The sequence below is a fragment of the Marinobacterium nitratireducens genome, from assembly GCF_014645375.1.
In the GTDB taxonomy this organism is placed as follows: domain Bacteria; phylum Pseudomonadota; class Gammaproteobacteria; order Pseudomonadales; family Balneatricaceae; genus Marinobacterium_A; species Marinobacterium_A nitratireducens.
In genome coordinates, this window is sequence record NZ_BMLT01000008.1 from 199057 (window position 1) to 217052 (window position 17996).

At 55.9% G+C, this 17996-nt stretch carries 17 protein-coding genes; 15 read left to right on the forward strand and 2 right to left on the reverse strand.

Annotation, left to right across the window (positions count from 1 at the left end; translation table 11 throughout):
* The first annotated feature begins 162 nt into the window (after window positions 1–162).
* Window positions 163–837: a DUF4126 domain-containing protein gene (locus IEX85_RS16390; RefSeq protein WP_188861686.1), complete on the forward strand. Its 675-nt coding sequence runs from the start codon at window positions 163–165 to the stop codon at window positions 835–837.
* Between the two features lie 375 nt (window positions 838–1212).
* Here the strand turns inward: IEX85_RS16390 and IEX85_RS16395 are convergent, their stop codons facing one another.
* Together IEX85_RS16395 and mnmC are read right to left on the reverse strand one after the other, a co-directional pair.
* The gene (locus tag IEX85_RS16395; protein ID WP_188861687.1) at window positions 1213–1875 is read right to left on the reverse strand and encodes a CBS domain-containing protein; all 663 of its coding nucleotides are present in this window, start codon (window positions 1873–1875) and stop codon (window positions 1213–1215) included.
* A gap of 248 nt (window positions 1876–2123) precedes the next feature.
* Window positions 2124–4100, reverse strand: a complete 1977-nt coding sequence (gene mnmC / locus IEX85_RS16400; RefSeq protein WP_229721968.1) for a bifunctional tRNA (5-methylaminomethyl-2-thiouridine)(34)-methyltransferase MnmC2/FAD-dependent 5-carboxymethylaminomethyl-2-thiouridine(34) oxidoreductase MnmC1 — start codon at window positions 4098–4100, stop codon at window positions 2124–2126.
* Between the two features lie 233 nt (window positions 4101–4333).
* On the opposite strand from mnmC, the gene tviB reads away from it, so the two are divergent.
* The 14 genes from tviB to IEX85_RS16470 all read left to right on the forward strand — a co-directional run bounded on the left by tviB (window position 4334) and on the right by IEX85_RS16470 (window position 17955).
* The gene (gene tviB, locus IEX85_RS16405; protein WP_188861688.1) at window positions 4334–5617 is read left to right on the forward strand and encodes a Vi polysaccharide biosynthesis UDP-N-acetylglucosamine C-6 dehydrogenase TviB; all 1284 of its coding nucleotides are present in this window, start codon (window positions 4334–4336) and stop codon (window positions 5615–5617) included.
* Between the two features lie 131 nt (window positions 5618–5748).
* A complete protein-coding gene (rfaH, locus tag IEX85_RS16410) occupies window positions 5749–6243 on the forward strand; it encodes a transcription/translation regulatory transformer protein RfaH (protein WP_188861689.1) in 495 nt (164 codons plus the stop codon).
* A 180-nt stretch (window positions 6244–6423) separates the two neighbouring features.
* Entirely contained in the window at window positions 6424–6960 is a 537-nt protein-coding gene (mntA, locus tag IEX85_RS16415; protein WP_229721969.1) for a type VII toxin-antitoxin system MntA family adenylyltransferase antitoxin, read from the forward strand.
* Between the two features lie 134 nt (window positions 6961–7094).
* Complete coding sequence (locus IEX85_RS16420) at window positions 7095–7433, forward strand: four helix bundle protein (protein WP_188861690.1); 339 nt, start codon at window positions 7095–7097, stop codon at window positions 7431–7433.
* Between the two features lie 161 nt (window positions 7434–7594).
* Complete coding sequence (locus IEX85_RS16425) at window positions 7595–9106, forward strand: MBL fold metallo-hydrolase RNA specificity domain-containing protein (RefSeq protein ID WP_188861691.1); 1512 nt, start codon at window positions 7595–7597, stop codon at window positions 9104–9106.
* Window positions 9107–9208: 102 nt separating this feature from the next.
* Window positions 9209–11023 (forward strand): ABC transporter ATP-binding protein, encoded by a 1815-nt coding sequence (locus IEX85_RS16430; RefSeq protein ID WP_188861692.1) that lies wholly within the window; start codon window positions 9209–9211, stop codon window positions 11021–11023.
* Window positions 11024–11046: 23 nt separating this feature from the next.
* Window positions 11047–12045 (forward strand): UDP-N-acetylglucosamine 4,6-dehydratase (inverting), encoded by a 999-nt coding sequence (gene pseB, locus IEX85_RS16435; protein ID WP_188861693.1) that lies wholly within the window; start codon window positions 11047–11049, stop codon window positions 12043–12045.
* A 3-nt stretch (window positions 12046–12048) separates the two neighbouring features.
* A complete protein-coding gene (gene pseC / locus IEX85_RS16440; protein WP_188861694.1) occupies window positions 12049–13209 on the forward strand; it encodes a UDP-4-amino-4,6-dideoxy-N-acetyl-beta-L-altrosamine transaminase in 1161 nt (386 codons plus the stop codon).
* The gene (pseF, locus tag IEX85_RS16445; RefSeq protein ID WP_188861695.1) at window positions 13206–13904 is read left to right on the forward strand and encodes a pseudaminic acid cytidylyltransferase; all 699 of its coding nucleotides are present in this window, start codon (window positions 13206–13208) and stop codon (window positions 13902–13904) included. The genes pseC and pseF overlap by 4 nt, the downstream gene beginning before the upstream one ends.
* Window positions 13905–13912: 8 nt before the next feature.
* Complete coding sequence (pseG, locus tag IEX85_RS16450) at window positions 13913–15031, forward strand: UDP-2,4-diacetamido-2,4,6-trideoxy-beta-L-altropyranose hydrolase (protein WP_188861696.1); 1119 nt, start codon at window positions 13913–13915, stop codon at window positions 15029–15031.
* Window positions 15021–15539, forward strand: a complete 519-nt coding sequence (gene pseH / locus IEX85_RS16455) for a UDP-4-amino-4,6-dideoxy-N-acetyl-beta-L-altrosamine N-acetyltransferase (protein WP_188861697.1) — start codon at window positions 15021–15023, stop codon at window positions 15537–15539. The genes pseG and pseH overlap by 11 nt, the downstream gene beginning before the upstream one ends.
* Window positions 15526–16239, forward strand: coding sequence for a formyl transferase (locus IEX85_RS16460; RefSeq protein WP_188861698.1), 714 nt, complete (start codon window positions 15526–15528; stop codon window positions 16237–16239). The genes pseH and IEX85_RS16460 overlap by 14 nt, the downstream gene beginning before the upstream one ends.
* Window positions 16236–17291, forward strand: a complete 1056-nt coding sequence (gene pseI / locus IEX85_RS16465; RefSeq protein WP_188861699.1) for a pseudaminic acid synthase — start codon at window positions 16236–16238, stop codon at window positions 17289–17291. The genes IEX85_RS16460 and pseI overlap by 4 nt, the downstream gene beginning before the upstream one ends.
* Window positions 17284–17955 carry a PIG-L deacetylase family protein gene (locus tag IEX85_RS16470; RefSeq protein ID WP_188861700.1) on the forward strand — a complete coding sequence of 224 codons (672 nt, stop codon included), beginning with the start codon at window positions 17284–17286 and terminating at the stop codon, window positions 17953–17955. The genes pseI and IEX85_RS16470 overlap by 8 nt, the downstream gene beginning before the upstream one ends.
* Window positions 17956–17996 lie beyond the last annotated feature (41 nt).

Consider the following 17996-nt stretch of genomic DNA (forward strand, 5'->3'; position numbering starts at 1 on the left):
ACCGTCACCCTACAGGGTCGGAAACGCTGCAGGGTGCTGGTAAGCGAAGCGCACCGCACCGCACCGCACCGCTGAGCTTAGGGTGCCATGCTTTCAACGCGTAACCTGTCACCCGTAACGCGTAACCTGTCACCCGTCACTTACACCCCCCGGAGGCCCACCATGGAACAGCTCGACCAGATCAGCCAGATGATCGCCCTGTCCATGGGACTGGCCTGGGCCAGCGGCATCAACCTCTACGCCACCCTGCTGATGCTGGGTGTGCTCTCGAACATGGGGCATATCACGCTGCCGCCGGGCCTCGAGGTGGTCGGGGATCCGCTGGTGATCATGGCCGCGGGCTTTATGTACTGCGTGGAGTTCTTCGCCGACAAGGTGCCCGGCGTCGATACCGGCTGGGACAGCCTGCATACCTTTATCCGCATACCCGCGGGCGCCGCGCTGGCGGCGGGGGCGGTCGGCGATATCAGCGCACCGGTGGGGCTTGCCGCCGCCATCGTCGGCGGCACCATCGCGGCCGGTACCCACGCCACCAAGGCCGGCAGCCGGGTGTTGATCAACACCTCGCCGGAGCCCTTCAGCAACTGGACGGCCTCGATCGGCGAGGACGTGATCGTCATCGCAGGCCTCTGGACCGCGCTCTACAATCCCTGGCTGTTCCTCGCCGGACTCGTGCTCTTCATCGTGCTGATGATCTGGCTGCTGCCGAAGCTCTGGCGCGGCGTCAAACGGGTGTTCCGTTTTCTGGCGCGGCTGTTCGGCGGTGGTGAGCCGGAACCTGCGCCACCGCTCCCGGGCGAGCAGGCCTTACCGAACGATACCCGACACCCCAGGTAGGGCGCACTGAGCGCAGCGACCGCCATGGAGGGCGGGAGACCGCTCCGCGGGAAGCTTGGCATCGCAGGAGCAAATGCCGACGAACCGCGCCAGCCTCTGGCACGTTTCGCAATACTCAAGGTGCCCTACGGTTTCGGATACCGGGTGCCGTCTTATCTCGTCGGGTGCTGGCGTAGGGTGCTGGTAAGCGGAGCGCACCGCACCATTGGTATCGGTGCGCTTCGCAGCGAAACGTGCGCATCTTCCGGTGCACGGCGCCGTTCGCTTCGCTCAGGGACGCCCTGCGTCGTCCGTAACCGGGTAGCGCACCCTCTTCGCTCAGCAGCACCTTAGGTCACAGAAATTCCCGACCCGCCGATGTTAACTCATGGCTTTTCACGCCCAACTTTCGATCCGGGCGCCGCTGATCAGCAGCCGCAGCAGGTCGGTGCGGGTGACGATGCCGACCAGGCGGTCGCGCTCGTCGACGATGGGGATGGCGCCGATCTCGTACTCGACGAAGGTGGCGGCGAGATGGGCGGCGTCGGTATCGGGCGAGGCGGCGATCAGGTGGCGTGAATAGATGCTCGCCACGTTGATCATCGGGTGCTGCCCGCTGCGCTCCAGCTGACCGTAGGAAACGATCCCCAGCGGGCGCTCCTGCGGCGACATAACCACCAGGTGCTCGATTTTCAGGTTGCGCATCCGGTCCCGGGCCTCGGCGATACTGGTGTGGCGGGTGATCCACTGCACCGGCGAGCTCATGTAAAGCGAGGCGGGGAGGCTCGGGGCCCCCCGGGTCTGGTTCTGCTTCGCCGGCTCTTCGTATCCGCGACGCTGCGCCTGAGAAGTACGGGGAGCGGGGCGGCGTCGCGGATCCCTGTAGCCCTGGTAACCCTGGATACGAAACTGCTCGCCCTCGGCGTGCACGCGCTGTTCTTCACCGGCGGTGGCATGGGAAGCCTTGATCTCCTCGACCGGCTCGACTCCGCTCGGTTTGAACAGGGCCTGCACCGGCGTCTGGATCCGGTATCCCTGATCGTAGATGACAAGTGCCATTATCTCTCCCTGGGGCTGCCAACCCGGTGCGCTTCACTTCGGTAGGGTGCCGGTAAGCGCATCGCACCGCACCGATTTCAAGCTCCCGTCCGCTCAACCCATAACCCGTAACGGCTCATGCTGGTGCGTTTCGCTTCGCTCAGAGCACCCTACATCGTTGTTTCGCCTGATGCCTTAGTACGCATTCGCCCACGGAGTGGACTCCTGCTGCGTGCAGCCTTGGACTCACACTACTCGCCACTTACCCGTTATATCGACCCGCGGATCAGGTTCTTGATGATAAAACGCGCAGGATTCAGCGCATCGACGATGTCGCGCGCCAGCGGCAGCGGCTCGTCGCAGATCATCGCCGCCAGCAATTCACCGCCCAGCGGGCAGGTCAGCAGGCCCTTGGAGCCATGCCCGACACTGATATAGAGTCCGCGGTGGTGAGTTGGTGCCGTATCGAAGCGCCATTTTCGATCCTGGCGCAGGCGGGCGTAGTCCTCGAGGAAGCGCTCGTGGACCGGGAGCGGGCCGATAATGGGCAGGTAGTCCGGCGTCGAGCAGCGAAAGCCCACGCGCCCGTCCAGTGGTTGCTGCGCTATGGCCGCGGCAAGATCCGGCAGGGCGCCGGCCAGGGTTTCGAGGTTGCGCCGGTGGTCGTCCTTGCGCAGGGTTTCGCTGTCGTCGCGCAGGTCGAAGGTGGCGCCGAAGGCGTAGTGCCCGTCGAGCGGCGGTGCGATATAGCCATCGCCGCAGACAACGGTCCTGAGCGCCGGCAAGGTGCCGGGTTGCGGGCCATGGGTGACCTGGCCGCGGATAGGCTTGAGGGGCAGCTGCGCGCTGTGCGACAGTCCGCGCGCCGCCGTTGCGTTGGCGATCACGACCGTATCGGCGTCGAAGCGGCGGCCGTCGGCGGCATGGGCGCTCCAGCGCCCGGAATCTGCCTGCTGCAGCCGCTCGATGCGGGTATCGGTGTGGTGCTCGATCAACGGATGTTCGACAAGGGCATGGCACAGGGCCGGCGGCGACACCCAGCCGCCCAGCTCGAAGTAGAGGCCGGGGTGTCCGATCGGCAGTCCGGCCAGCGCGCCGGCATCGGCGGCGCAGACGCCGCGCACCAGCTCCGGCGGATAGCAGGCCTCGTCGATCAGCTGCTGCTGGCGTCGCTGTTCCTTGTCGTTCAGTGCCAGCTGCAGCAGGCCGCAGGGCGCCCAGTCGTGGTCCTGAAGCAACCGCGCGGCCAGCTGATGACTGTAGTGCAGTCCGCTGGCGTGCAGCATGCCCTGGGTCGTCGGCTTCACCGGAAGCTTGGCGTAGAGCGCCCCCTGACGGTTGCCGGAGCCGCCGCCTGCCAGAGCGCCGGACTGCTCCAGCAGCTGTACGCGGATGCCGCGGCGGGCGAGCGAGCGGGCGGCGCTGCAGCCGGCCAGGCCGCCGCCGATCACCAGCGCGCTGCGCGGACGCGCCGAGAGCCGGGGCAGTTCGAACCAGGGCTTTGCCGACAGCGGGCGTTCGGCGCCCCCGAAGGCGCCACGCAGCATCTCCCGCTTGCGGCCGAAGCCTGGGGCTTTTTCCATCGCGAAGCCGACCTCCTGCAGGCCACGCCGCACGAAACCCGCGGCGGTAAAGGTCGCCAGGGTCGTGCCGGCGTGGCTCAGCCGCGCCATCTGGGCGAACAGCCCGGGCTGCCACATATCGGGATTCTTGGCCGGGGCGAAGCCGTCGAGGAACCAGGCGTCGACGCGGGCCTCGAGCTGTGAATAACTGTCGATGGCGTCGCCGAGCATCAGCGTCAGCCGGACGCGGCCGTCATCCAGCTCCAGACGATGAAATCCCGGCGCGCCGGGCGGATACTGCGCCAGCAGCTGGGTGCTGCCGTCGGCGAACTCGGGCCAGTGGGCGAGGGCGCGGGACAGGTCCTCGCGGCGCAGCGGAAACTTTTCCACCGAGACAAAATGCAGCCGGGCCGGCGGCGGCGCCAGTCTTAGCCAGAGAGCGCGGGCGCAGAGGAAGTTGAGCCCGGTGCCGAAGCCGGTTTCGGCGATGGTGAAATCGCCCGTTTCGACGGCGGCGAAGCGCTCCCTCAGCCGGTTGCCGTCGAGAAAAACGTGCGCGGTTTCGGCATGGCCACCGTCCTTGTTGAAGTAGATATCGTCGAAGCGGCCGGACACCGGCGTATCCGCCTCCCAGCGCAGCTGTGCGTGTTCGATTCGGATTCGGTCTTGCCTGTTGCCACTCACCAATTATTCTCCATCACAGGCCGTTCGCTCGCGGAGCGAGCTGCTGCGAACCAAACGCCGCTGCGGTTGATGTCAGAGCGCTGTAGGAGCCCACTCCGTGGGCGATTCTTTCCGGGACGGCGGTTCATTGGGAGTGAGCTCTGTGAAGCCTGCGCCCGATTGCCTTTGCTCCCTTCTCGCTTCGGGCGCTATGATACCTGCTTTGCGCAATCGCGAGCACAAGGACGCCACGCATGTTTGACCTGAACCGTATCAGGATTTGCGTACTGGGACTGGGATACGTCGGACTGCCGCTGGCGGTCGAGTTCGGCCGCAGGTTCGATACCGTCGGCTATGATATCAACCCGACGCGGGTGGCAGAACTGCAGGGCGGCAGGGACAGCACCCTCGAGGTCGAGGCAGAGGAGCTGGCATCGGCCACCCGGCTCGGCTTCAGCCACCGGCTCGAGGATGTGGCGGACTGCAACGTCTATATCGTCACCGTGCCGACGCCGGTCGACGCCCACAAGCGACCGGATCTGACGCCACTGCGCGAAGCCAGCCGGGCGCTGGGCTCCGTGCTTAAGCGCAACGACATCGTTATCTACGAGTCCACCGTCTACCCGGGGGCGACCGAAGAGGTCTGTGTGCCCGAGCTGGAAGCCGTCTCCGGCCTTCAGTTCAACCGGGACTTCTTCGTCGGCTACAGCCCCGAGCGCATCAACCCGGGCGACCGCCACAACCGTCTGACCCGCATCGTCAAGGTCACGGCCGGTTCGACGCCGGACGTGGCCGACTTCGTCGACAGCCTCTACGCCGGCATTATCGAGGCCGGCACTTTCCGCGCCGGCAGTATCCGGGTTGCCGAGGCGGCCAAGGTTATCGAGAACACCCAGCGCGACCTCAATATCGCCCTGATCAACGAGCTGGCGATCATCTTCGGCAAGCTCGGTATCGACACCACCGAAGTGCTCGAAGCCGCCGGCACCAAGTGGAACTTCCTGCCGTTTCGCCCGGGACTCGTCGGCGGGCACTGCATCGGCGTCGATCCCTACTACCTTGCGCACAAGGCCCAGGCGGCGGGCTACTTTCCCGATGTGATCCTGGCGGGGCGGCGCATCAACGACGGCATGGGCCAGTACGTGGCAGAGGAGGTCATCCGGCTGATGATCAAAAAGCGCATCCAGGTCGCCGACGCGCGGGTGCTGGTGCTGGGGCTGGCGTTCAAGGAGAACTGTCCGGATATCCGCAACACCAAGGTGATCGATGTGGTGCGCAAGCTCGAAGGCTACTGCGACCGGGTCGATGTGCACGACCCCTGGGTATCGCCGCAGGAGGCCCGCCGCGAATACGGCCTGGAGCTGCTGGAAAGGCCCGAGCCTGCGCAGTTCGATGCGGTGATTCTGGCGGTGGCGCACAACGAATTCCGCGAGCTGGGCGCCGCCGGGATCCGGGGTCTGTGCAGAGACCCGGAGCACAGTGTATTGTTTGACGTAAAGGCAATGCTGCCGCAAGATCAGGTCGACAAGCGACTATAATCGAACCAGTGAGGCCGGGCAGGTGCGCGGCGCCTGCCGTCAAATTTGCGAACATTTTGAGAACAATAGGCATCGCAGGCGTCGGGGATCGTCCGGTCCTCGATAGCCAGGTAACGACAACGGAGAGCGCCATGGCAGTACAGCGCGCCTGGTACCTGCTGCAGACCAAGCCCAGACAGGAAGAGCGGGCCCGGGAAAACCTCGAAAACCAGGGCTACGACTGCTTCGCCCCCAAGCTGAGTGCCGAGCGCATTCGCCGCGGCAAGCGCCAGACCGTCGTCGAGCCGATGTTCCCCGGCTATCTCTTTATTTATCTCGATCAGGTCGCCGACAACTGGCGCCCGATCCGTTCCACCCGCGGCGTCAGTCGCATGGTGACCTTCAACGATATGCCCCTGCCGGTCGACAGCGATATCATCGAAGAACTGCGCCAGCGCGTCGCCGGTCAGGAGCCGCAGAGCGAACTCAAGAGCGGCGACACCGTGCAGATCTGCCAGGGCGCTTTCGCCGATCTGGATGCAATATTCGAGTGCTACGATGGCACCGAACGGGTGGTGCTGCTGCTCAACCTGCTGCACCGGACCCAGCGGCTGACCATGCCGCTGGCCAGTATCCGCCGGGTCTGAACACGCTGCCCGAACGGCAGCCAACCGGCCACGTTTTCAGGAAACTGACGGTCAATCCTGGGGCGGTAGCGTGCCTGTTTACAGTGACGCGGAACCCCGTAGGAGCGGCGTACCCAAGCCTACGGGCACTTCCCCGCCGCGAACGCTTTGCTCGGCCCCGGCGGTACCTGGTGGAGTAGGATGGGTGAAGCCGCCAATTGCGCCGGATTTTCGAACGGCAACGGTATTTCCGGCGGCGTAACCCATCAGATTCGTGGGTTGGGCGAAGCGACTCGAAACCAAACGAATTTGAGTTATTCGGAAGTGTTCATGTCGGATCAGGACAGGCTCCTCGAACGAATCGAGCAGCTGGCACAGAAAAACGACAATATCACCGTGCTTTGGCTCTATGGCTCAAGAGCCAAAGGGACCGCACAGCCGGAGAGCGACTATGACCTGGCCGTCGCCTTCAGGCGCTTTCCTGATGACGCCTGGGACCGGCGTCTGCAGCCGGAACTGCTGGCGCTGGAGTGGGCCGACGAACTGGGTATGCCCACGAGCAGACTTTCGGTGGCCGATATCAACCATATACCCCTGACGCTTGCCCACTCGATCATCAGAGACGGCAAGGTGCTGCTGGCCAACGACCGCTTGAGGCTGGCCCGCGAGGAAAACCGTATAACTTCCATGTGGGAGCTGGACCATGAGTACCACAAGCGTCAGTTTGGTGACGTGTGACGTGTGACGTGTGACGTGTGACGTGTGACGTGTGACGTGTGACGTGTGACGTGTGAACGCCAGGGAAGGCGGGTGTGCTGACAATGCTGGGTCGTCTTCAGTAGACAGATGATGAACGCAAAAGGTGACATGGAATGCACCAGAATCTGCATGCATGGCAACTGTCCATGGATTTGGCCGTAGAGATTTACCGGCTGACAGAGCGCTTTCCAAGTGGCGAGCTCTATGGACTAAAGGCGCAAATGCGACGAGCGGCGGTCTCTGTACCCAGCAATATTGCGGAAGGAGCGGGACGAGCTTCCAAGGCTGAGTTTAAGCGCTTTATAGCAATTGCCTGTGGATCGCTGAGCGAGTTGGAAACACAACTGTTGCTATCGCAACGGCTGAATTTTTTACGGGATATCGATGAGCCTTTGAAGACAATTCGAAGCATATTTAATCTGCTCTCTGGACTGAGAAACTCATTGAACTAATCGAAAGCAACAGTCCAATAACCCGTAACCCGTAACCCGTAACCCGTAACCCGTAACCCGTAACCCGTAACCCGTAACCCGTAACCCGTAACCCGTAACCCGTAACCCGTAACCCGTAACCCGTAACCCGTAACCTTTCAGCAACCGCTAACGGACTAGCCATGGAATCCCCCGACATCATCCACCACGGCGCCAGGGACGGCGTGACCGGCTCCTGCCATCAGTTGCGGATCGACGCCGAACGCAGCCTGCTGATCGACTGCGGCCTCTTTCAGGGCGCCGAAACCTCCGGCAGCGGCAAAAGCGGAGCCGGCCGCCTCGCGATCGACTTTTCCCTCGACGGCATTCTGGCGCTGGTGGCGCCCCATGTGCATATCGACCATGTCGGCCGTATTCCGTACCTGCTGGCCGCAGGCTTCGAGGGCCCGATCCTGTGCAGCCGGCCCTCGGCCAAACTGCTGCCGCTGGTGCTGGAAGATGCCTTCAGGCTGGGTATCAGCCGCGATGCCCGGGATGTCGAGCGCTTTATTGGCCTGATTGAAGAAAGACTGATTCCGCTGCCGTACGGAGAGTGGTTCACCGTGCTGGAAACCGATAACACCGAATGTCGCATTCGACTGCAGCGTGCCGGCCATATCCTGGGCTCGGCCTACGTCGAGTGCGACCTGCACGACCGCAAGTCCGGCACCCGTCACCGCGTTGTCTTCTCCGGCGACCTCGGTGCGCCGCACTCGCCGCTGCTCGACCCGCCAAGGTCGCCCGAGCGGGCCGACACCCTGGTGCTGGAAAGCACCTACGGCGACCGCCTACACGAAGACCGAAAATCCCGCCGCCAGCGACTGGAAAGCGCCATCGAGCGTGCCCTGGAGGACAAGGGCACCGTGCTGATCCCGGCCTTCAGCATCGGCCGTACCCAGGAACTGCTCTACGAGCTCGAAGAGATTATCCACAAGTACACTGGCGGCGTTGCTCCTCGTGGGAGCGGCGGCTTTTGTGGGAGCGGCGCCCCGCCGCGAAAAAACGCCGTCACAGGACAAACCGAAGATGGCACGAATCCCGATACAGAACCTGCACACTGGCCAACCCTCCCCATAATCCTCGATTCCCCACTGGCGAGTCGCTTCACCAGAGTTTATCGCGAACTCCAGCCCTACTGGGACGAGGAAGCCCGCGACCGCCTGAACGAAGGCCGCAAACCGCTCGCTTTCGACAATCTGCTGACCATCGACAGCCACGAAGACCATCTGAAAACCGTCCGCCACCTGGCCGAAAGTGCCCGCCCAGCCGTCGTGATCGCTGGCAGCGGCATGTGCAACGCCGGCCGCATCGTCAACTATCTCAAGGCCATGCTAGGCGACAGGCGCCACAATGTGCTGTTCGTCGGCTACCAGGCCAAGGGGACGCCCGGACACGATATCCAGCGCTATGGGCCTGATGGCGGTTATGTGGAACTCGATGATGAACGGATCGGTATCTGCGCCGGGATCGAAACCATTGGCGGCTACTCGGCGCACGCGGATCAGCAGAACCTGGTGGATTTTGTGACCGGGATGGATAAGTGGCCGAGTAGGATACGGTTGATACATGGGGAGGCTGGGGCGAAAAGGGCTTTGGCGGAAAAGCTCCGGGACCTATACCGTGCGCGGCAACTGGAAGTACAACTCGAATACTGAAGAACTGCATTTACCGTAGGAGCCCGCTCCGCGGGCGAAATCTCTGGGATTGTCCCCGATACTACTTTCGACATCTCTAACACCCTAAAGAACCACTACCGAATGTTCGCAAGCCTCAAAGAACTCTACTCTCTGCTGACCGAAGAACAGCGCAAAAAACTGCTGCGACTTCAACTGCTGGTCATCCTGATGTCCTTTGCCGAGATTGCCGGGGTGGTATCGATTGGCCCCTTTATGGCGCTGGTGGGGGATATCGAACGGCTGCAGGGAGCAGGAGCGCTGGCCGAACTCTATCGCGCCACCGGCCTGAGCGACCCGACGGACTTCCTGTTCTGGCTCGGCATTGCCGTGCTGTGCGTGCTGAGCATTGCGGCAATGATCTCGACGTTCACGATTTGGCGGCTATCGCTTTACGGCACCCGTGTCGGCGCCGAGCTCAGCAGTCGGTTGTATCGCCACTACATGCACCAGCCTTGGCTGTTTCATACCACCCATACCAGCAGCCATCTTACCAACCAGGTTGCCCAGGAGTGCCTGCGGATTACCAATACGATCCTGATACCGCTGATGCAGATGAATGCCAAGTTGGTGATGGCACTGTTTATGGCCGTCACCATCTTTATCTACAACCCGATGGTGGCAATTGTCGGGCTGTCGATTTTCGTGAGCGCCTACCTGCTGTTGTACCACACCGTTCGCAGACGACTGATGGCGAATGGCAGAGTTGTAACAGCAGCGCAGCGGGAGAGGCTCAAGCTGATGAGCGAGGGGTTCGGCGGAATCAAGGATGTTTTGCTACTCGGTCGTCAGGATATCTTTACCGAGCGCTTTGAAAACGCTAGTCAGCGCTTCGCCCGTGCTCAGGGTACGACCCAGGCGATGGGGCAGGTGCCTCGCTATGCGATGGAGTTGGTGGCCTTTGCAGGGGTGATATTGCTGGTGCTCTACCTTCTGTCAGCTTACAAGGGCAACCTGGGAGCGATCCTGCCGGTGCTCTCGGTGTATGCTTTGGCGGGTTTCAAGATGCTGCCGGCGTTGCAGCAGGTCTACACGGGGGTTTCTCAGATTCGAGGCAACCTGGCAGCTTTTGAGTCATTGAGGGGCGATCTGAGGGCCTGTGCTGGTAGTGACCGAGATGTAATGAGTTCCGAAGAAAAGACTGCAGCTAAAACAGAGAGCTGGGTACCGAAGCATTCGATCCAGTTGCGTAACGTGACTTTTACTTATCCGGGCAAGGTGGCGCCTGCACTTAATGGGTTGAGTATCAATATTCCTGCTAACCAGACAATTGGTCTTGTAGGTGCATCGGGATCGGGCAAGTCGACGGCGATTGACCTACTACTGGGCTTGATTGAGCCACAGGAGGGGAGGTTGTTGATTGATGGCGAACCCGTGACTGCCGAAAATCGACACAGGTGGCAACGTGTTATTGGGTTCGTACCGCAGTCAATCTTTCTGGCCGACAGCAGCATTCGCGAGAATATTGCTTTCGGCCTGCCGCCGGAGATGATAGAAGACGAGCGTGTCCGTCGCGCCGCCTCCATGGCGCATCTGGATGAACTGATCGCCAGCCTGTCCGATGGCCTGGATACCCGGGTCGGCGAGCGCGGTGTCCAGCTCTCGGGCGGGCAGCGACAGCGGATTGGTATCGCGCGGGCGCTCTATCAGGATGCTGAAGTGCTGGTGTTGGATGAAGCGACCAGCGCGCTGGATGGCGCTACGGAAAGGGTTGTTATGAACGCTATTCATGATTTATCGGGAAATAAAACCATTATCATAATCGCTCATCGGTTCGCTACAGTTAAGATGTGCGAAGAAATTTATATGATTTCTTCTGGGAGCGTTATAGATAACGGCTCGTACGAAAAGCTGTTCGACCAAAATGATGTCTTTAGAAGAATGGGCGGAAGCGCCTGAGTTTTTTATAGGAAATAGCTGAGATGTTCGATGGTAAGTCTATTTTAGTCACAGGCGGGACTGGGTCTTTTGGCCAAAAATTTATACCGATGCTGCTGGAAAGATATGATCCGAAGCGAGTGATAGTGTTTTCACGTGATGAAATGAAGCAATGGGAGATGGCCAAGAAGTTCGACAGAGACTCACGGATTAGATTCTTTATAGGCGATGTTAGAGACAGGGATCGTGTCTACAGAGCGCTGGATGGAGTGGACTATGTCGTACATGCTGCGGCTACCAAGATTGTACCTACGGCGGAATACAACCCCTTCGAGTGTGTGAAGACGAACGTAATCGGCGCCATGAATCTGATAGATGCTTGTATCGATAAAGGTGTCAAGAAAGTTGTGGCGCTATCGACCGACAAAGCTAGTAGTCCGATTAACCTTTATGGCGCAACGAAGCTGACGTCCGATAAATTGTTTGTGGCTGGCAATTCGTACGCAGGGGGGCATAACACTCGGCTTTCGGTTGTCCGTTACGGCAATGTGATGTGCTCGCGTGGCTCGGTTATTCCCTTTTTCTGGTCATTGAAAGAGACAGGGTCTCTTCCGATTACAGATCCCCGTATGACGCGCTTTATGATTTCGCTCGAGGAAGGAGTCAAGCTTGTCTGGCACGCCTTCAACGATATGGAGGGTGGCGAAATTTATGTCAAGAAAATACCCTCTATAAAGGTGACGGATATTGCTCGCGTAATTGCACCTGGTGCCAGCCAAGAGATCATCGGTATCCGCCCTGGCGAGAAACTCCATGAGCAGATGATCGGCGCGGACGATGCCTATTACACTTATGAGTATCCTGAACACTACAAAATACTGCCAGCTATCAATAGCTGGGATAAGGATGCAAATCGTATAAAAGATGGTAAGAAAGTTCAGGAAGGTTTTGTTTATTCAAGTGACCAAAACCCGGCGTGGATGAGTGAGCATCACTTGCGCGAATGGATCGATGCGAACTTCGATGAGATCGGGAAGCTCTGAGAGATGATACCGTACGGGCGACAGGAGATTACCCAGGCTGATATAGACGCCGTTGTGGAGGTACTGCATTCAGACTATTTGACCCAGGGACCCAAGATTCCTCAGTTCGAGCAGGCGGTCGCAAAAAAAATAGGGGCTGAATACGCAGTAGCGGTCAACAGCGCAACCAGTGCGCTGCATATCGCTTGCCTTGCCCTCGGATTGTCCAAGGACGACTGGCTGTGGACGACACCTATAACCTTTGTCGCTTCGGCAAACTGTGGCCTCTATTGCGGTGCTAAAGTCGATTTTGTTGATATCGACCCGTGCACTTACAATCTCTGTCCCATGGCGTTGGAAAAGAAGCTGGAAGAAGCAAAAGGGCAGGGACGGCTGCCCAAAGTCGTGATTCCGGTGCATCTCTGCGGTCAGCCCTGTGATATGGAAGCAATTTATACGCTGGCACAGCGGTACGGCTTCAAGGTGATCGAGGATGCATCTCACGCCATCGGCGGTAGATACCAAGGAGAATATATAGGTAACTGCCGCTATAGTGATATCACGGTGTTCAGCTTCCATCCTGTGAAGATTATTACTACTGCGGAAGGCGGCATTGCGGTGACCAACGATGCCGAGCTTGCAAAAAAAATGGCTCTGCTTCGAAGCCACGGTATCACGCGCGATCCGGCACAGATGACGAATGATGTAGACGGACCCTGGTACTACCAGCAGATCGATCTCGGGTTCAATTACCGCATGACCGAGTTGCAAGCCGCGCTGGGCATAAGCCAGCTAGACCGCCTGGACCAATATGTTGATCGACGGCATGAGCTTGCAGGTCGTTATGACCTACTATTGGCAGAGTTACCGTTAACACTGCCTTGGCAGCACCCTGACTGCTATTCTGCACGACATCTATATGTAATTCGCTTGAAGTTGGACGCCGTTAACAAAACTCATCGCTCAGTGTTCGAAGTACTTCGTGATAGAGGGGTTGGAGTAAATCTCCATTATATTCCTGTTCATACTCAACCCTATTACCAGAGGCTAGGTTTCGCTCATGGAGACTTTCCGCATTCGGAGCAATATTATCGTGAAGCTATTAGTCTGCCATTGTATCAGTCTCTGAGTCATTCAGATCAGGATGAAGTCGTGGAGATACTAAAAAAGGCGTTATCGGAATGAAGGTGGCTATAATTCCTGCTCGTGGTGGTAGCAAGCGTATTCCACGCAAGAACATCAAGGAGTTCTGTGGTAAGCCAATGATAAGCTGGTCGATCGTTACGGCATTAGATAGTGGCTGTTTTGACCGTGTGGTTGTGTCGACCGATGATGAAGAAATAGCTAGGGTAGCTAGAACGTATGGCGCTGAAGTACCTTTCATGCGCCCCGCGTCACTCTCAGATGATCATACTGCTACCATCCCGGTAATAAAACACGCTATTGAATGGCTAGCCAGACATCAGAAAATGCCTGAGCAAGTCTGCTGTATATATGCCACTGCACCTTTCATTAGAGCCGAAGACCTTCAGCGAGGGCTACAGCAGCTCAACAGTACCGGTGCGGCTTACGCTTTTACGGTAACCAGCTATGCCTTCCCAATCCAGCGGGCATTTAGAATCAGCGCGGACGAAGGTATCGAAATGTTCTACCCTGAATACTTCGAAACGCGTTCTCAGGACTTGGAAGAAGCTTGGCATGACGCTGGGCAGTTCTACTGGGGTAGGGCTGATGCCTGGATAGATGAAAAGATGATCTTCGAGCCAGAGTCCACTCCTATTATTTTGCCACGCTATCGGGTGCAGGACATCGATACTTTAGAGGATTGGAGGTGCGCAGAATGGATGTTTAAGGCATTACAATTAAACGCAGAGTCATAGGACGAGAAATGCAAGTAATTTTTCGCGTCGATGCATCACTACAGATAGGTACTGGCCACGTAATGAGATGCCTGACCTTGGCTACTGATCTGCGGGCCAAAGGCGCAGAATGCCAGTTCATCTGTAGTGAGTATCCTGGTAATCTGATTGCTTATATTCGGAGCAACGGCTTTACCGTCCATACCTTGGCAGTCTCGACGCCTGGAGGCGCGCCCTCTTTTTTACAACCGTTAGAAGGGAATATTGTAGGGCCAGTTCATAGCCACTGGCTTGCTACCTCTCAGGAGGAAGACGCAGAGAAGTGTGCCTCGATACTTGATAACCTGGAAATCGATTGGCTGGTCGTTGACCACTATGCTCTCGATAGCCGATGGGAGCTTAGGCTCGAAGAACATTGCCGCAGCTTGATGGTCATCGACGACCTTGCCGACCGCTCGCATCATTGTGATTTACTGCTCGACCAGACCTTTGGCCGCCATCCCGAAGACTACAAACCCTTGATACCAGCCAACTGCACTTTGCTCTGTGGCTCCCAATATGCCTTGTTACGTCCTGAGTTTGCAGCTCTTCGGCCATACAGCCTTGAGCGACGAAAGTCCCCACAATTCAAACAATTACTTATTACAATGGGCGGGGTCGATATGGACAATGCTACTGGCTTGGTGCTAGGAGCCCTTAAATCCAGTTCATTGCCTACCCAATGTCGAATCATTGTCGTAATGGGGGCCAACGCCCCTTGGTTATATGAGGTGTGCCAGCAAGCCGAGCTGATGCCATGGCCAACTAGTGTCAAGGTAGGAGTCAGCAACATGGCTCAGTTGATGGCCGACAGTGACTTGGCGATTAGTGCGGCAGGTGCCACTTCTTGGGAGCGATGTTGTTTGGGGTTACCATCGATTTTGGTTGTCGTGGCCGAAAACCAAAGGCTGGTTGGTCGAAATTTAGATCTTTTTGGAGCTGCTCTTCAAATAGGTACTGCTGAAATTGATGGTGAGCTTTTAAGCGAGCGCATAGGTATTGTAGAAAAAAAAATAAAGAGCATGAGTGATGCCTCCGCAAATGTTACGAGTGGGCGAGGAAGTGCTCTTGTGCTCCATTATTTAATGGGAGGTGCTTATGAGCGTTGATACTGTGCTTAGGCCTCTTACGTATGCTGATCTTGAGCTTGTATTGTCTTGGCGAAACTCATTTGAAGTTCGTAGCTGTATGTTTTCGAATGTCGAAATTACTTTGGAAGAGCATTTAGAATGGTTTGAACAGTCGTCCAATAATCCTAATACGCACTTGATGGTTATAGAAAGAGATAGGCGTGCATCCGGGTGTGTTAATATAACACAAGTTTCTGATGGTAAAATTTCAGACTGGAGCTTTCATACAGCACCTGGTTCGGAAAAAGGTACTGGGTATTTGCTGTGTAAATTAGCCATGAATTATGCTTTTGGAATTCTTGGCATGAGAAAGCTTAATGCTCAAGTATTGGGGTTTAACGAGAAGTCTATAGCGATTCACGAAAAGTTAGGGTTCAGGCAAGAAGGGCTACTGCGTGATAATTTCTATCGAGATGGTAAATATATTGATGTGCTTCTCTTTGGGATGACAGAGTCGGACTGGAGAGCCAGACATGAACACTTATAACCAGAGGCAGAATACGGCTGATACCTATATTGTTGCAAGTTGTAAACAATGGCACCAAGCTGGTTATAGTCAGTTAAAGAATGAAATTAGCGGAAACTGGTTTTGGGTTAGTAATCCTGAAGAGCTGGTAGGCGTGTTAACGTACGCCCAGCCACGCTATATATTCTTTATCCATTGGAGTTGGCTTCTTCCCGAAAGTATCTTCTCAAGATATGAATGTGTGTGTTTTCACATGACTGATGTTCCTTATGGGCGTGGTGGATCGCCTTTGCAGAACCTTATCTTGAGCGGACATGTTGAAACGACACTTTCAGCATTGAAAATGACAAATGATATCGATGCCGGCCCAGTTTATACAAAGCGTCTTTTAAGCTTAAAGGGGAAGGCTCAGAATATTTATGAAAAAGCAGGCTTTTTGAGTTTTGAAATCATACGTTGGTTAATCGAGAAGAATCCTGTTCCGATAGAACAAAGCGGGAAGGTTACATATTTCAAACGTCGAAAACCTGAAGATAGTAGAGTACCAGAAGGTTGTAATCAAAAAGAACTTTATGACTTTATACGTATGCTTGATGCAGACGGTTACCCTCATGCGTTTATAGAATATGGTAACAAGAGGCTCGAGTTGACGGATGCTGTGTTTGAAGACGGTGGTCTAACGGCCCGAGTTACGATCCACCCTAAGGATACTGCTCAATGAATGGCAAGATAACTGAAATTAATAATCGTAAGATTGGTAAAAATCAGCCGCCGTATATTATAGCAGAAGTATCAGCTAATCATAATGGTGATATCAATCGTGCTTTTGAACTCATCAAGTCGGCACACGAAGCTGGAGCAGATGCTGTAAAATTGCAGACTTATACTGCCGATACCATGACAATAGACTGTGACAATGAAGAGTTCATGATTCGTGATGGCCTTTGGGATGGCTATAAGCTATATGACTTATATAAGTGGGCAGAGACACCGTTCGAGTGGCACAGGTCAATATTTGATTATGCAGCAGAACTTGGTATTACCGTTTTTTCTACACCATTTGATGAAACGGCGGTTGACCTTCTTGAATCGCTAAATACTCCCGCTTACAAAATTGCATCTTTTGAAGCGACTGACTTGCCACTGATCAAGTATGTAGCCAGTACCGGTAAGCCTATAATTATGTCCACAGGTCTGTGCACTGAAGATGAGGTAGAGGAAGCGGTAGTGACAGCACGAGATGCAGGCTGCACAGACCTTATACTATTGCACTGCATCAGCAGTTATCCAGCGCCTATGGATCAGGCTAATTTGGCACAGATACAGACCTTGGCAAAGCGTTTTAATACTATTTCTGGATTGTCCGATCATACTCTAGGTACGACTGCATCTGTAGCCGCAGTAGCCTTGGGAGCTCGAGTGATCGAGAAACACTTCACTCTTAGTCGATCAGATAAAGGGCCTGATAGCATTTTCTCGATTGAGCCAAATGAACTTAAGCACCTTTGTCAAGATGCTTGTAACGCATGGTCTGCAGTCGGTAAGCCAGGTTTCAATCGCCAGACGTCGGAAGAAAGTAACCTAAGATTTAGACGCTCTATCTATTTTGTACGTGACCTGAAAGCTGGTGCGCCAATTACTGAGTCTGACATTCGGCGCATTCGCCCTGGTTTTGGTTTAGCACCCAAGTACTTTGAGAAGTTAATTGGAAAACGTGTTGCTGCTGATGTTAAAGCAGGAACGGCAACCAGTTGGGAGCTAATTTGTGAGTAAAAGAGTACTAGTAGTTGCTGCTCACCCTGATGATGAGGTCTTAGGCTGTGGTGGTACAATAGCTCGCCATGTGGCGGAAGGTGATACAGTTCATGTATTATTTATCGCTGATGGCGTAAGTTCTCGAGGTGAAGGCAAAGAAGAACTGGTAAAACGTGAGCAGGCTGCATTTAAAGCACATAAAATTCTTGGAGTAGCGGAGGTTAGTTATTTAGGGCTTCCAGATAACCGTCTAGATAGCTTGGCGCTTTTAGATGTGGTGCAATATGTGGAGAAGGTTATTAATGCGTTTTATCCAAATATTATATATACGCATCACTTTGGCGATCTTAATGTCGATCATTGTATTGCTCATCAAGCCGTGATGACTGCTTGTCGCCCACTTCCAGAAAGTTCAGTAAGAGAGATTTTTGCGTTTGAGGTTTTGTCTAGTACCGATTGGGCTACACCTCAAATTAACCCATTTATTCCGAATCATTATGTTGATATTAGTAAATATTTGGAATTGAAGATGGAAGCTCTTGAAGCTTACTCTCTTGAGATGAGAGATATACCGCACTCACGTAGTATTGATCACCTTGATATTCTCGCGCGCCACCGAGGACAATCTGTAGGGTGTTTTGCGGCTGAAGCTTTTTCCGTAATAAGGCTAATTAGAAAATAACTTGTGATTTATTCGGGGTTTCATTTTATCATAACTTGAGT